13 protein-coding genes and 1 pseudogene are annotated in these 15,055 nt (G+C 61.8%); 9 read left to right on the top strand and 5 right to left on the bottom strand.

All coding sequences use genetic code 11. From position 1 onward, the window contains the following. On the bottom strand, positions 1-1,917 hold the full coding sequence (locus tag CBY09_RS20850; RefSeq protein WP_094291472.1) for an EAL domain-containing protein: 1,917 nt from the start codon (positions 1,915-1,917) through the stop codon (positions 1-3). A gap of 30 nt (positions 1,918-1,947) precedes the next feature. Continuing rightward, positions 1,948-2,775 (bottom strand): transglutaminase-like cysteine peptidase, encoded by an 828-nt coding sequence (locus tag CBY09_RS20845; protein ID WP_240515802.1) that lies wholly within the window; start codon positions 2,773-2,775, stop codon positions 1,948-1,950. Between the two features lie 11 nt (positions 2,776-2,786). Between CBY09_RS20845 and CBY09_RS20840 the strand changes: the two genes are divergently transcribed. Next, positions 2,787-4,274 carry a TolC family outer membrane protein gene (locus CBY09_RS20840; RefSeq protein WP_094291471.1) on the top strand — a complete coding sequence of 496 codons (1,488 nt, stop codon included), beginning with the start codon at positions 2,787-2,789 and terminating at the stop codon, positions 4,272-4,274. Positions 4,275-4,362: 88 nt separating this feature from the next. Here CBY09_RS20840 and mpl read toward each other — a convergent pair whose 3' ends face one another. After that, positions 4,363-5,790, bottom strand: coding sequence for a UDP-N-acetylmuramate:L-alanyl-gamma-D-glutamyl-meso-diaminopimelate ligase (gene mpl / locus CBY09_RS20835; RefSeq protein WP_094291470.1), 1,428 nt, complete (start codon positions 5,788-5,790; stop codon positions 4,363-4,365). A gap of 206 nt (positions 5,791-5,996) precedes the next feature. Here mpl and CBY09_RS20830 point away from each other — a divergent pair, with 206 nt between their 5' ends. From CBY09_RS20830 to CBY09_RS20800, 8 genes and pseudogenes are all read left to right on the top strand, one after another. Further along, on the top strand, positions 5,997-6,596 hold the full coding sequence (locus tag CBY09_RS20830; RefSeq protein ID WP_094291469.1) for a hypothetical protein: 600 nt from the start codon (positions 5,997-5,999) through the stop codon (positions 6,594-6,596). Next, positions 6,593-7,189 (top strand): TlpA family protein disulfide reductase, encoded by a 597-nt coding sequence (locus CBY09_RS20825; protein ID WP_094291468.1) that lies wholly within the window; start codon positions 6,593-6,595, stop codon positions 7,187-7,189. The genes CBY09_RS20830 and CBY09_RS20825 overlap by 4 nt, the downstream gene beginning before the upstream one ends. A 161-nt stretch (positions 7,190-7,350) precedes the next feature. Beyond that, on the top strand, positions 7,351-7,803 hold the full coding sequence (gene accB / locus CBY09_RS20820) for an acetyl-CoA carboxylase biotin carboxyl carrier protein (protein ID WP_094291467.1): 453 nt from the start codon (positions 7,351-7,353) through the stop codon (positions 7,801-7,803). A 7-nt stretch (positions 7,804-7,810) separates the two neighbouring features. Then, on the top strand, positions 7,811-9,160 hold the full coding sequence (accC, locus tag CBY09_RS20815; RefSeq protein ID WP_094291466.1) for an acetyl-CoA carboxylase biotin carboxylase subunit: 1,350 nt from the start codon (positions 7,811-7,813) through the stop codon (positions 9,158-9,160). A gap of 74 nt (positions 9,161-9,234) precedes the next feature. Next, complete coding sequence (gene prmA / locus CBY09_RS20810) at positions 9,235-10,140, top strand: 50S ribosomal protein L11 methyltransferase (protein WP_094291465.1); 906 nt, start codon at positions 9,235-9,237, stop codon at positions 10,138-10,140. A 55-nt stretch (positions 10,141-10,195) separates the two neighbouring features. Then, positions 10,196-10,261 (top strand): annotated as a pseudogene (locus CBY09_RS24320) (MJ0042-type zinc finger domain-containing protein); the annotation flags it as partial. A 531-nt stretch (positions 10,262-10,792) separates the two neighbouring features. Further along, positions 10,793-11,854: a DUF3426 domain-containing protein gene (locus CBY09_RS24190; RefSeq protein WP_240515804.1), complete on the top strand. Its 1,062-nt coding sequence runs from the start codon at positions 10,793-10,795 to the stop codon at positions 11,852-11,854. Between the two features lie 32 nt (positions 11,855-11,886). Beyond that, a complete protein-coding gene (locus tag CBY09_RS20800) occupies positions 11,887-12,783 on the top strand; it encodes a carbohydrate kinase family protein (RefSeq protein ID WP_094291463.1) in 897 nt (298 codons plus the stop codon). Between the two features lie 180 nt (positions 12,784-12,963). Here CBY09_RS20800 and CBY09_RS20795 read toward each other — a convergent pair whose 3' ends face one another. Further along, positions 12,964-13,548, bottom strand: a complete 585-nt coding sequence (locus CBY09_RS20795; protein WP_094291504.1) for a histone — start codon at positions 13,546-13,548, stop codon at positions 12,964-12,966. Between the two features lie 184 nt (positions 13,549-13,732). Continuing rightward, entirely contained in the window at positions 13,733-14,929 is a 1,197-nt protein-coding gene (locus CBY09_RS20790) for a ribonucleotide-diphosphate reductase subunit beta (RefSeq protein ID WP_094291462.1), read from the bottom strand. Positions 14,930-15,055: the final 126 nt, after the last annotated feature.

Below are 15,055 nucleotides of genomic sequence, written 5' to 3'. Positions count from 1 at the left end.
TCAGGCACTGAGCCCTGGGCCCGTGGCTCCGTCAAATCCCAGTTGTGTCAGAAGCGGTAGGTCGGTGCGGGATTCCACGCCGGTGGCGATGACCGTGATGCCCAGCGTATGTGCCATGTTGCACAGTCCCTGCAGGAACTCCTGGTTGCCCGGGGTGTTTGCAATACCTCGAACGTAGCTGGGATGGATCTTTATGTAGTCAAGCCCAAGGTCGGCGAGTTTGTTGCCCTCTGCAAAACGCTGCCCGAAGTACTCGATCCCGACCCTGCATCCCAGCTGCTTGAGGGTATGGGCCAGGTCCCGGAAGGCCTCAAAATGGCGAAAGACGCCGTACTCGGGCACTTCGAACAACAAGCGTTGGCAGACGTCGGGATAGGTCATGAGCATTTGCGTCAGATCGTTGCGAAACTGGAAGTCTGCAATCGTGTCTGCCGACAAGTTCACTGCGATATCGCCAGAGCCCGTACGCAGGTGCTCGATGGCCAACCGTACGACCTTGAGGTCAATGGGCACGGTGAGATTCAGATGTGCAGCCATGGGCATGAAATCCCCCGCTTGCCAAGGAGGACCTGCATCATCGGTCTGAAGGCGGATGACTCCTTCATCATGCAAGGCAACCACCCCGTCACCACCTACGACGGGATAAAACACCAACGACAGTCGGCCGCCACTGACGGCCTCGGTCAATAAAGTTCGCCATTGATCTGTAGGCAGCACCGCGTGCTCGTGGCCCTCTTCGTTGGCGTACCAATTGTTGGGGCCTTGGGCTTGCGCGCGGGCCATGGCTTCATCTGCCCGGCGCAAAAGGTCGCTCATATCCTGCCCTCGTTGATAGCGTACGCCGGCCACATGGAAAAGGTCAGGGGCTTCGCCTATCCAATAGGGCAACCACCCGGTGGTCAGGCGTTGGTGAATGTCGGTGGCCGCGTCGCTGGCAGAGGCCTGGGTGGGGCAAACCACGGCAAACTCGCCACCCTTGATGCGCCCGGCGCGCTGACCGGGTCTGTCGTTCCCGCTGTCGTACAAAACGGAGCCCAGGCCCTTGAGCAGATCATCGGTGCGGGCGTGGCCCAGCTGCACGTTGAGCGTATTGAGGTCCGCGATGCGTACCAGCACGAAGCTGCCCGTTTTCGCGAAATGTTCACCTGTCAGTATCTCGTTCAGGTGCGACAAAAAGTACTCGCGACTGGACAACCCGGTAACGGCATCCCGGTTGACTTTCCTGCGCAGAGTTTCCAGTCGGGCGGCCTCCTCAGTCAGCATGGCTTTGATCCTTGCGACCATGTCATTCATGGCCCGGACAACGCTGCGCAGTTCGGGGGTGCTTGGCTCTTCAATTGTGAGAAAGTGCCTTTGTGCGATGGCTTCGGCTTGGCTCACTACGTCTTCTAGAGGCCGCGTGATGTAACGGATGACTTGTGTGCCGGCCAATCCAGTGACTACGCTGCCAAAGACAAACCACATCAGCAACTCCAGGGTGCCCTCCCACAGGCTTTTGTAGACGTACTGGTCATGACTGGCCAAGCTCAGCGTGCCGTACTGGCTCCAGCCATCGTTGATCTGCGCGCGTCCGGGTTCTGCGCGAATCGGAATCAGATTGACGAACCATGAGGGCGCGGCTGTTTGCTCTCCTTTGAAAGTCTTTTCCACCAGCGTTGCTCCAGTGGGCGACACAATGCGAATGAAGCGGTAATGGCCCGCATCAAACTGCGCGGCTACTTGCAATTCCACGGTGACGGGGTCCTTGTCGAGTTGTGACAAAGACAGTGCCAGAGAGTTGGCGTTGTCAATGTTTTTGACCTGCAGTTGCTGCTGGAGGTAGTGCCGCGCGGACAACACACTGACCACCATGCTGCAGCCAAACGCCAGCGTCATCACAAGTGCGATGGCAATCCAGAGTTGTTTAGTGAGTGACATGGTGAAGCCTCTCGTAAGTAGTCTGGAGCATCACAGCCCGTCCTGGCGCATGCGTTCCAGTACATCGCGCCAGCGGGACAGCCGCGCTGTCGGATCGGCTGCAGGGGCGGTCGTTCCTGCTACCCACAGGCCACTGTTGTTGAAGCTGAAAACGGGCGCGAGGTCTGTTCTGGACGTGGCCGGACGGATGTTGCCTATCAGGTTGTCGAGAATCATGGGCTCTTCTGTCGGCACGGCGTAGTAGCCAAGCACCATGTGGGCCTCGCTGCGGGTGCTTCCGGCTCCACCGATACGGGCTCGCACATAGATCATGCGTAGCTTGTCATTGGGCACGCCCATCAGCAACAGGCTGGTGTACTTGGCAATCGCAAAATCTTCGCAGTCGCCTGCACCGCGTCCCATGGTTTCCAACGGGGTGGCCCAGTAGTCGTTCTGCTGCCAGACGACGATGTCGTTCTCAAACAGTACCCGGCGATTGAAAAAGGTGTTCACAAGAGCCAGTTTTTCAGACTCTTCGAGTTTTCGCCCTTCGTCCAGCATCTTGCGCCAGGCGCTCACCGTATCTGCAGCCTTTGCCCCATAGCGCTGCGAGGCCAGGTTCTGCATCTTGTCCATGTCTGGTTCCGCGATCGCCCATTGCAGAGCGAGCAGGCAAAAGAAAACAATTCTTCCCCGGCGTAACCACGCGAGAAAAAAACGATAGTTTTCTTTGATAGACATGGCCTTGAGTTGCAGTTTGTTGCTATCAAAACACCCCCGCCTCAGTTCATTTTGCAAGGAAATGATGATTTCGCACACAAATTGTTTGCGTGCGAAAACACCGCTGCCTATAGTGATTTTTCTCACTAACAGATACATCTGGAGGCCCCATGCGATACGTCCTAACGCTGGTCGGTTCAGCAGTCCTCGTTGCCACAGGAGCTTCGGCGCAAGTGCTGCCGCTGCCCTTGGTGGAGGCAGCGCGCAAGACGGTGGTGACCAATCCCGAGGTGCAGGCGCGATGGCGCGGTTTCAGAATCGCGGATGCGGAACGTGGTGAGGCGCGTGCGGGGTACTTGCCCCAACTGGATGCGTTGGCTGGTGCGGGCCGGCAGAACAACCGGCGCCCCTCCGGGGAGACCGGATGGTATTCCTATGGCAGTGCAGCACTGACCCTGAACCAGATGTTGTTTGATGGGTTCTTCACGCGCAACGAGGTGCAACGTTTGGGCCACGCCAAGCTGGTGCGGTACTACGAATTGGTTGAAGCGTCGGAAACAGCCACCCTGGAGGCTTTGCGTGCCTATGTTGATGTGATTCGGTACCGAGAGCTAGTGGAGCAGGCAAAGCTCAACTACGCCGAACACAAGGTGACGACGAGTCAGATTGACGAGCGGGCGGGCGCGGGGGTCGGCCGACGCGTGGATCTGGAGCAGGCCGTGGGCAGGTTGGCTTTGGCGGAGTCCAATTTGCTGACGGAGCTTGCCAACCTGTATGACGTGACAGCCCGCTACCAGCGAGTGGTGGGGGAGATGCCTGCTGCAAACCTTCCCACGTTGGCCGAGGGCATAAAGCTCAAAGGGTTGCCACCCTCCTTGCCGGAAGCCATGAGCCTGGGGTTGAGCAACAGTCCGGCGTTAAGTGCAGCCATTGAGAACGTGCGGGCCAGCGAGGCCGGTATTGCTGCACGGAAGGCCGCCTATGTCCCGCGGGTGGATTTTCGCGCCAGTCAAACTTGGGACCACAACCTGCTAGGTGAGAGGGGGCGTTCGCGCGACACTTCGATAGGCGTGGTGTTGAGCTACAACCTGTATCGGGGCGGTGCGGACGAAGCCCGCGAACTCAAGGCGGTGGAGACTAACAGCCAAGCGTTGGATCTGCAGGAAAAGGCTTGCCGTGATTTGCGGCAGAACCTTGCAAGTTCTTACTCCGAATCTCAGCGATTGACTGAGCAACTGGCATTCCTTGATCAGCACCGGTTGTCGTCTGAAAAATCCCGTGAGGCGTATCGCCAGCAATTCGACATTGGCCAACGGACCCTGCTCGATATTCTGGACACCCAGAACGAGTACTTCCAGGCCAGCCGGGCTTTCATCAATGCCCGTTACAACCAAGTCATCGCGCAGGCGCGTGCGCTGGCGTCCATGGGCAAATTGATGACAGCGCTGGAGGTGTCGCGCCCCGATATGCCTTCGCTGGCCGAGGCAGGTCGCGGCACGGACGGCTCCAATCAGGCCGCCGAGTTGTGTGCAGGGGATTTGCCTCCCATGGTGACGGTGGAGCAAGCCAAAGTCGGCGTGGATGTTACCCCCAGGCAGCGTGCCCGGCCGTTGCCTGCAGGTGATCAGCCAGGGGCTGTGCCCGCTCCACGCAAATAGCGCCTGCGCAGGAATGCGGTGCCAGAGGCGGCTTTAAGCGCGCGGGTAGTTGCTGCTGTCGTTGTAGCCCGTGCTGCAGTGACGGGTGTCAGCGCACTGTCGCCAAAGCCTGCAGCAACTTGGCGTGGATGCCCCCAAACCCGCCATTGCTCATGCACACCACATGATCCCCCGGCCGGGCGGACTGCGCCACCTGGGCCACCAGGGTGTCGATGTCGGCTGCGGTTTGCGCGCGCTGGCCTGGGCCTACACCGAGGGGAGCGAGCGCCTTGGCGGCATCCCAGTCCAGCCCTGCCGTGTGGCAGAACGCGAGATCGGCGGGCTCCAGGGCCCAGGGCAGCTGGCTCTTCATGGCGCCCAGTTTCATGGTGTTGCTGCGGGGCTCGAACACGGCCAGGATCCGCGCGCTGCTGCCCAGGCTGCGGCGCAGGCCGTCCAGGGTGGTGCGCAGCGCCGTCGGGTGGTGTGCAAAGTCGTCGTACACGGCCACGCCACCCACGGTGCCACGCAGTTCCATGCGCCGTTTGACGTTCTGGAAGGTGGCGAGGGCGCTGGCTGCTTGCTCGGGGGGAACTCCTACATGGTGGGCAGCCGTGATGGCAGCCAGCGCGTTGAGCTGGTTGTGCACCCCGGTGAGCGACCATTCCACGCGGGCCACGCGGCGGCCCTGGTGCATGACGTCAAATGCCTGGGGATCGCCTACGGCGTAAAAGTCGCTCACCGCCGCGCCAAAGCTGGTCACTTCGCTCCAGCATCCGGTGTGCAGCACCCGTGCCAGGCTTTCCTCCAACCCGTTGGTCACGACGCGGCCTGACGGGGGGACCGTGCGTACGAGGTGGTGGAACTGGCGCTCAATGGCGGCCAGGTCGTCAAAGATGTCGGCGTGGTCGAATTCGAGGTTGTTGAGCACGGCGGTGCGGGGCCGGTAGTGCACGAACTTGCTGCGCTTGTCGAAGAAGGCGGTGTCGTACTCGTCCGCCTCGATCACAAACAGCGGCGTCGCACCCAGTGGGGTGGACGCTGGTACGGGGCGCTGTGCCGCGCCCAGCCGGGCAGACAGGCCGAAGTTCAGTGGCACACCCCCAATCAGGAAGCCGGGCTGCTGGCCCGCGTTTTCCAGGATCCAGGCCAGCATCGAGGTCGTGGTGGTCTTGCCGTGCGTGCCGGCCACGGCCAGCACATGGCGCCCCTGCAGCACATGTTCGGCCAGCCACTGGGGGCCGCTGGTGTAGGGCAGGCCAGCGTCGAGGATTGCTTCCATCAGAGGGAACTTGGGGGTGCCGTCGGGCAGCCGGGCGCGGCTGACCACGTTGCCGATCACAAACATATCGGGCTGGAGCGCTATCTGGTCCGCACCAAAACCTTCGATCAGGTCGATGCCCAGTGCCCGGAGCTGGTCGCTCATCGGGGGGTAGACGCCGGCGTCGCAACCGGTCACCTTGTGGCCTGCCTCGCGGGCCAGCGCTGCAAGGCCTCCCATGAATGTGCCGCAGATCCCTAGTATGTGTATGTGCATGGGCGCTGATTCTAAAGCCGCTGCGATGCGGGAAAATCTTGGCAAAAAAGCCCTTCTGCGCGCACTGTGTATGCCCTGTGAGCTACAAAATGCATAGCATCTTGGGTGGTTTCGTTTCTGGGGTGTCTGCGGGCCTTGTGCGGGGCGCAGGCGGCCCGTCATGGATCGCGCGCACAATGCGGACTCCTCCGCTGTCTTCCACTTTCATGCACACACCTTTGAGCGAAGAAATCGCCCACACCACGGCACGCCTGGTGGTTGAGGAAGGGCTGGAATGGGGGCCCGCCAAGCGCCGGGCCCTGCGCCAGATGGGGCTGCCTGCCCGGACCCCGCTGCCCGACAACGATCTGGTGGAAGCGGCGGTGCGGGAGTACATCGAGATCTTCTGCGCCGACACGCAGCCGCGCGAGTTGCGGGCGCTGCGCCAGCTGGCACTGGTCTGGATGGAGCGTATGGCGGCGTTTCGTCCACACCTGGCGGGGGCGGTCTGGCACGGTACTGCCACGCGCCTGTCGGATATTTACTTGCAGTTGTTTTGCGATGACCCCAAATCTGCGGAGATCGCGCTGATCGACCACCATGTGGACTATGAGCCCCGTACGGTGACGGGTTTTCATGGCGAATCGGTCGAGGCCTTGAGCCTGGGCAGCAAGTCGCCGGAGCTCAATGAGATGATCGGAGTGCATTTGCTGATTTACGACCTTGATGACCTGCGGGGTGCCTTGAAGCCCGATGCCAAAGGCCGCGTCCCGCGCGGTGACATGACGGCCGTGCGCCGCCTGCTCCAGGAAACCAGTGCCCCATGACGAAGACGACCCCCTCCGATTTGCCTGAATCCGCGCCTGCATCACCGAATGTGCTACCTCAGGTTTCCTCGCCCACTCGCCGCCGCCTGCTGTATGCCGGTGTGGCCGGGGCTGCTGCCGTGGGAGGGGCCGGCTTGGCATGGTGGAAGTTTCAGCCGCACGCCATGGAGGCAGGGGCGGAGCAGGCGCTGTGGGGCATGGAATTTGAAAAGCCGGAGGGCGGCGTGGTCGCGTTGAAGTCTTTCTCTGGCAAGCCGCTGCTGCTCAACTTCTGGGCCACCTGGTGTCCACCCTGTGTGGAAGAGTTGCCCATGCTGAACGCTTTCTATCGCGAACATGCTGCCAAAGGCTGGCAAGTGCTGGGTTTGGCGATTGACCAGCCCTCGGCGGTGCGCAAATTCCTGGCGCGGCTTCCTCTGGAGTTTCCCGTGGGGCTGGCGGGTTTGGGAGGGACGGATCTGGGGCGTTCGCTGGGTAACTTGACGGGTGGGCTGCCCTTTACCGTGGTGCTGGGCGGGGCGGGGCGGGTGCTGCACCGTAAAATGGGGCAGGTGACCCCACAGGATCTGCAGCTGTGGGCCCCTTTGCGGTGATGCATGTGACGGCAGATTTTGGATCGCCGCAGTGATTCTGGAGGGCTCCGGCCGTCTATTTTCCATGACGAAGTTCATGGAAAATGCATGTGGAAGACTGCGATAGGGTGAAATTGGAGTAAATTCGCGCCCTATTCAGTTTTATAGCCGTTGGAGCTTCCATGGATCTGCGAAAACTCAAAACCCTCATCGATCTCGTGTCAGAGTCGAATGTGTCCGAACTCGAAATCACGGAGGCCGAGGGCAAAGTCCGCATCGTCAAGAGCGGTGGCGCCGTGGTTCAGCAGTATGTCCCGGCCCCCATGCCGGCCCCGGCGGCGCCTGCGCCTGCAGCTGCGGCCCCTGTGGCAGAACTGCCCGCTCCGCCAGCGGTGCCCGCAGGCCATGTCGTCAAGTCGCCCATGGTTGGCACCTTCTACCGTTCGTCTAGCCCCGGCGCCAAGGCATTTGTCGAAGTCGGCAGCCAGGTGAAGGAAGGCGAGACGATTTGCATCATCGAAGCCATGAAGATCCTCAATGAGATCGAGGCGGACAAGTCGGGTACCGTGACCCGCATCCTGGGTGAGAACGGCCAGGCCGTGGAGTACGGTCAGCCGCTGTTCATCATCGAATAAGGCGCCCATGTTCAAGAAAATCCTGGTCGCAAACCGAGGGGAGATTGCCCTTCGTATCCAGCGCGCCTGCAGCGAACTTGGGATCAAGGCCGTGATGGTCTATTCCGAGGCCGACCGCGACGCCAAGTACGTCAAGCTGGCCGAAGAGGCGGTATGCATCGGCCCCGCACCCTCGCCACTGTCCTACCTCAACATGCCGGCCATCATCTCGGCGGCCGAAGTGACCGACGCTGAAGCCATCCACCCCGGTTACGGCTTCCTGTCCGAAAACGCCGACTTTGCCGAGCGCGTGGAAAAGAGCGGCTTCCAGTTCATCGGCCCCACGCCCGAGTCGATCCGCATCATGGGCGACAAGGTGTCTGCCAAGCAGGCCATGATCCGCGCGGGCGTGCCCTGCGTGCCGGGCTCTGAGGGCGAGTTGCCCGATGACCCCGTGCAGATCCGCCGCATCGCCAAGGCCATCGGTTACCCCGTGATCATTAAGGCAGCAGGCGGCGGCGGTGGCCGTGGCATGCGCGTGGTGCATACCGAGGCCGCACTGGTCAATGCCGTGCAGATGACCAAGGCCGAAGCAGGCGCTGCGTTCGGAAATCCTGCGGTGTACATGGAGAAGTTCCTCCAGAACCCCCGTCACATCGAAATCCAGATCCTGGCCGACAAGCACCGCAACGCGGTCTACCTGGGCGAGCGCGACTGCTCCATGCAGCGCCGCCACCAGAAGGTGATCGAAGAGGCACCAGCCCCTGGCATCCCACGCAAGCTGATCGAAAAGATTGGCGAGCGCTGCGTGGCTGCCTGCAAGAAGATTGGCTACCGGGGTGCGGGCACCTTTGAGTTCCTGTACGAAAACGGCGAGTTCTACTTCATCGAGATGAATACCCGCGTGCAGGTGGAGCATCCGGTGACTGAATGGATCACCGGTGTGGACATCGTGAAGACGCAGATCATGGTGGCGGCCGGCGAGAAGCTGCCCTTTACGCAGCGCCAGATCGAGATTCGTGGTCATGCCATCGAATGCCGGGTGAATGCGGAAGACCCGTACAAGTTTGTCCCCTCGCCCGGGCGCATCACGACCTGGCACCCACCGGGCGGCCCGGGTGTGCGTGTCGATTCGCATGCCTACACCAACTACTTTGTGCCGCCGAATTACGACTCGATGATCGGCAAGATCATCGTGCACGGCGACACGCGCGAACAGGCGCTGGCCCGCATGCGCACGGCGCTGTCCGAGACCGTGATCGAAGGCATCAACACCAATGTGCCGCTGCACCGCGAGCTGATGGTGGATGCGAAGTTCATGGCTGGTGGCACCAACATCCACTACCTGGAAGAGTGGCTGTCGCAGCACAAGCGCTGAAGACGGCTCCTGGCAGTTTCACATGCTGGCCCTTGGCAACGGGGGTCAGCATTTCATTTTTCTGAGAGGCGTCTATGTTTGAGCTGAGTCTGATGTGCCCTGAGGACTGTATCGAGCCAGTCAGCGATGCGCTGGATGCGCTCGATGCGCTCTCCGTGTCGGTGGAGGATGCCGATGCCCAGACCGACGCCGAGCAGGCGCTGTTCGGTGAGCCCGGCATGCCGCCGCCCAAGGATGGCTGGCAGCGCAGCCGTGTGGTGGCGTTGTTCCCGTCTGAAGTGGCGGCGCGCGAAGCGCAGCAGTTGCTGGTGGTGCAGGATTTCTTTGTAGGCTGCCAGGTGCTGGGCGTGGCGCAAGTGGCCGAGCAGGACTGGGTGCGGCTCACGCAGTCGCAGTTTGCGCCGGTGGACATCACGCCGGATTTCTGGATCGTTCCCACCTGGCACGAACTGCCTGCCCAGGCGGTGCGCAGCATCCGTCTGGACCCGGGCCTGGCCTTTGGCACGGGCACGCACCCTACCACGCGCATGTGCCTGCGCTGGATTGCGCGCAACGGGGCGGTGCAGCCGGGGGCTGGCAACAACCCGCTGGGCCGGGTGCTGGACTACGGCTGCGGCTCGGGCATCCTGGCCATTGGTGCGGCCAAGTTTGGCGCCACGGACATTGACGCGGTGGACATCGATCCTGCCGCTGTGGAATCCACGGCACAGAACGCGCAAGCCAACGGCGTGCAGCTGAGTGCCGGACTGCCCGACAAGGCGCGGGGCGAGTACCAGACGGTGCTGGCCAACATCCTCGCGACACCCTTGCGGGTGCTGGCGCCTTTGCTGTGTGCCCATGTGGCGCCGGGAGGGCATTTGGTGCTTGCGGGCATCTTGGAGCGCCAGGCTGAAGAGCTGAAGGAAGCTTATGCACCATGGGTGCGCCTGGAAGTGGCGGATGCCGAAGACGGCTGGATACTGATGACTGCCCAGCGCTGAGCCTGCGCGTGTTCCGCCTGGGCCGAGGTGGCGCGGCCCCTACAATCCAACGCTGATGAGCCAGATCACTCGCTGCCCGTCTTGCGCCACCTCCTTCAAGGTGGTGGCAGACCAATTGCGCATCTCGGAAGGATGGGTGCGGTGTGGCCAATGCAAGGAGGTGTTTGATGCCTCTGCGCATTTGCTGCCAGTGGCCCCGGCGGCCCTTTTGCCCGATGTGTCCCTGACAGATGTGCGGCCGCCGCCGGCGCCCGCCGCTCGAAAGAGCGATGCGGAGCGTGCTTGGGGGGGCGGGGCCGCGCCGCCTTCGTCCCCGGCGTTGGGGAGGGGCGCTCAGGCGGCTCCGATGGCTGCTCATGCTGTGCATCCCACGAAGCATGCAGATGCCGGGGGGCATCACGCAGGCACTTCACTGCCCACGGCTGTGGCACCCCTGGCACCAGCAATGCCTGTGCTGGATATTCCTGCGCCCACGGTGCCTGCGTTCCTGGCCGCAGGCGCGACGGCTTCCGGTGCAGATGCCTTGAGCCTCGCGCCGACTGCGCCGTTTTCGTGGCGGTCCGTCCCCACGCCGTGGGTGGCAGAGGCGGTTGATTCCAGCCTACATTCTTCCAGTCCATCGCTTTCGGGGCCGACAGTCGATGTACAGACTATGGAAGAGGTTTTGGCAAGGCCGGTGCTGGATGCTGCTGCGGGAGCGGCTGCTGAGGAGGTGGCGTTGCCCACCATCGCGGCTGATGCCGATGTGGCCGGGGCTGCGGACGTCGCGCGGGGTGGGTACGAGCTTCCTGCTGCCGATCCGCATGACTCCATGGGGGTTGACGACCTGATGACCTCCGGGGAGGTCGGAGTCGAAGGTTCCTTGGCCGGGGTCAGTGAGGCACTGGTCGGGGCGACCGGGCACGCTTTGGCAGCAGCGCCCGCGCTGGAGCACCCTGAAGAGGCGCTTTCCTCTGGCTTGCCGAGCGCTGACCATCACGATGCCCCACCGGTAGTGCCTGCGACTCCGGGGGCAGTACCTGAGTCCCTGCCATCGGTGGATTTTGTGCAGCGGCCCGTGGTGGATGAGATACCGGCTGCGTTGGAGCTGGTTGCCGATGATTCTCCGGCTGCGGTGTTGCAGGCCCGCGTTCGCCAACCCGGGCCTCGCCAGGCTGAGGGAGATGAACAGGGCGAAGATGCGGGGGATGAGGCCGGGCCTGAGGTCAGTTTTGTGGTTGCTGCGCGGCGCAAGGCTTTCTGGCGCAAGCCTGTGGTGCGGGCCGTGCTGGTGCTTGTATTGCTGGTCTTGGTGGTGGGCCTGTTGCTGCAGGTCGCCGTCCAGGAGCGTGACCGCATTGCAGCCACGGACCCGCGTGCAAGGCCGTGGCTACTCAAGTTGTGTGAGCCTTTGCAGTGCGAGGTGGCTCCCCAGCGCCAGATTGCCGATGTGGTCATCGACAGCTCTTCGTTCAACAAAGCCCGTGGCGACAGTTACCAGTTGGCGCTGACCATGAAGAGCAAAGCGGACATTCCATTGGCCATGCCTGCGGTGGAGTTGACCTTGACCGATGCCCAGGACCAGCCTGTGCTGCGCCGGGTGCTGCTGCCGAACGACATGGCCGCACCGGCGGAGCTGCCGGCGCGTGGCGAATGGAGCACTTCGGTATCGGTGATCGTGACCACAGGCGGTGCGCGCGTGGCTGGGTACCGGCTGCTGGCGTTCTATCCCTGAATTTTTACCAACCTACTGATCGATTCATTTCTATGGCTGCCCTCATTTGTGGTTCCCTGGCATTCGACACCATCATGACCTTCGAGGGGCGCTTTGCAGAGCAGATCCTGCCTGATCAGTTGCACATCCTCAATGTGTCATTCCTGGTGCCTTCTCTGCGCCGCGATTTTGGCGGGTGTGCGGGCAACATTGCCTACAGCCTCAAGCTGCTGGGGGGGGAGCCTTTGCCCATGGCGATGCTAGGCAGCGATGGGGCGGACTACCTCCAGCGACTGCAGTCGCTGGGCATCGATTGCCGCCACGTGGGCCAGGTGCAGGACACCTACACCGCACAGGCCATGATCATGACGGACCGCGATAACAACCAGATCACGGCCTTCCACCCGGGGGCCATGATGCAGGCGCATGCCAACCGCATTGATGTGGGCTCCAAGGCGAGGGTGGGGATCATTGCACCCGATGGGCGCGATGCCATGCTGGAGCATGCAGCCCAGTTCGTGGCGGCGGGTATTCCGTTTGTGTTCGATCCTGGCCAGGGGCTGCCCATGTTCAGTGGGGACGAGTTGGCGAAGTTCATTGACCAGGCATCCTGGGTCACAGTCAACGACTACGAAGGAAAGATGCTGAGCGACCGCACCGGCTGGACCCTGGCTGAAATCTCGCACAAGGTGGAGGGGCTGGTGGTTACCTTGGGGGCTGAGGGCTGCGAGGTGTGGGTTGCAGGTGAGAAGACCCATGTGCCTGCCGTGGTGCCGACGCAGGTGGTGGACCCCACGGGATGTGGGGATGCCTGGCGCGGTGCGCTGCTGTTCGGCCTGGAGCGGGGCTGGGCGCTGCCACGTTGCGCGGCGCTGGGCAACCGCGTGGGGGCTCTCAAGATCGCGCAGCGCGGGCCGCAGAACTACACGCTGGATTTTTCGGTGGAGTGAGCCGTGATCGGCGTTGGGTAAAGGGGGCTGAACAGATGTTTGAGCCCTGTCCAACGCCTACTTGATCTGATGCCACCGCGAGGTGTGGCCCGTGCTGCCCCGCTGTTTGTGGGCTGGCGTGCCGCAGGCGAAAAAAAACCCGGTGCACAGGCACCGGGTTGAGCGTGCAATACGCCTGAATTAAGGCTTGTTGCCCGTAGGGAAGGGCCAGGCAGCCTGAGGATTCAGGGTGGTCTGCGCTGCTGGTGCGGCAGCAGGGGCAGGCGCCTTGGGGGCCTTTTTGGCAGGGGCAGCTTTCTTGGCGGGAGCCTTGGCAGCGGCCTTTTTGGCGGGGGCTGCTGCCTTCTTGGCAGGAGCGGCCTTCTTGGCGGGGGCTGCGGGCTTCTTTGCTGCTACGGCCTTTTTGGCTGGAGCGGCTTTCTTGGCCGGTGCTGCTGCCTTCTTGGCAGGTGAAGCCTTCTTTGCTGCTACGGCCTTTTTGGCTGGAGCGGCTTTCTTGGCCGGTGCTGCTGCCTTTTTGGCAGGCGCAGCCTTCTTTGCTGCTACGGCCTTTTTGGCTGGAGCGGCTTTCTTGGCCGGTGCTGCTGCCTTCTTGGCAGGTGCAGCCTTCTTTGCTGCTACGGCCTTCTTGGCTGGAGCGGCTTTCTTGGCCGGTGCTGCTGCCTTCTTGGCAGGTGCAGCCTTCTTTGCTGCTACGGGCTTTGCAGTTGCAGCTTTTTTCGCGGGTGCAGCCTTCTTGGCGGCGGGTTTTTTCGCAGTTGCCATCATGTTCTCCTTGGGTCAATTTGCAAAGAGCACTTGCTGTCTACAGTGGACAGCAAGCGATCCATGGAGATGGAATAGAACTCCATCTCCATGAACACGGGAACGCTCCACACGGCGGCGCTCTGTGGCGCTGTCTGTCTGGGGCGTGGTGTAAAAATCCATGGTGGTGTGATGCGAAAAGGCGCTAGTCCCAGGACAGCGCACCACCGGACTGGTATTCAATAACCCGGGTTTCGAAGAAGTTGCGTTCCTTCTTCAGGTCGATCATCTCGCTCATCCATGGGAACGGATTTTCTTCGTTGGGGAACAACGTCTCCAGCCCGATCTGCGTAGCGCGGCGGTTGGCGATGTAGCGCAGGTAGCCCTTGAACATCGAGGCATTCATGCCCAGCACGCCGCGTGGCATGGTGTCTTCGGCGTAGCGATACTCCAGCTCAACCGCCTTGAGGAACAGCGCCTTGATCTCGGCCTTGAACTCAGCGGTCCACAGGTGTGGATTTTCCAGTTTGAGCTGGTTGATCAGGTCGATGCCGAAGTTGCAATGCATGGACTCGTCACGCAGGATGTACTGGTACTGCTCGGCTGCACCAGTCATCTTGTTCTGGCGGCCCAGCGCCAGGATTTGTGTGAAGCCCACGTAGAAGAACAGCCCTTCCATCAGGCAGGCGAACACGATCAGCGACTTGAGCAGCGTCTGGTCAGTCTCGAAGGTGCCGGTGTGGAAGTTAGGGTCCATGATCGCCTCGATGAAGGGGATCAGGAACTCGTCCTTGTCGCGGATCGAGGCAACTTCCAGGTAGGCGCTGAAAATTTCGCCTTCGTCCAGGCCCAGCGATTCCACGATGTACTGGTAAGCGTGTGTGTGGATCGCTTCTTCAAACGCCTGGCGCAGCAGGAACTGGCGGCACTCGGGTGCTGTGATGTGGCGGTAGGTGCCCAGCACGATGTTGTTGGCTGCCAGCGAGTCGGCAGTCACAAAGAAGCCGAGGTTGCGCTTGATGATGCGGCGCTCGTCTTCGGTCAGGCCGTTGGGGTCCTTCCACAACGCGATGTCGCGCGTCATGTTCACTTCCTGCGGCATCCAGTGATTGGCGCAAGTGGCGAGGTATTTTTCCCATGCCCACTTGTACTTGAAGGGCACCAGCTGGTTGACGTCGGTCTGGCCGTTGATGATGCGCTTGTCGGCTGCGTTGACGCGCCGATGTGCGGTTGCTGCTGCAGCGGTCGGAGCAACGGTAGAGGCTGTCGTCGTTGCATGCACGGCTTGCAGGGAGGGGGTCTGGAAAGGCAGGGGCGGCTGTTCCGCCGGGTGGCTCTTGTTCAGTCCACCGTCCAATTGATTTTGCGATGAGGGCTTGACTTCTTCGTCCCAGGACAACATAGATTTTCCAGTGTTCGGATTATGAAAGCAGTGCTGCAAAAAGGAAAGCACTGCAGCGTTGTGCAGCAACGTTTTGTTGCTTCACAGCACCGGCACAACACCCCGGATCAGTCCGAAGTGTTGTGC

This window comes from Acidovorax kalamii (assembly GCF_002245625.1).
GTDB lineage: Bacteria > Pseudomonadota > Gammaproteobacteria > Burkholderiales > Burkholderiaceae_C > Acidovorax > Acidovorax kalamii.
Note: the sequence above shows the minus strand (reverse complement) of the source record. Positions and strands in the feature narration are given on the sequence as shown.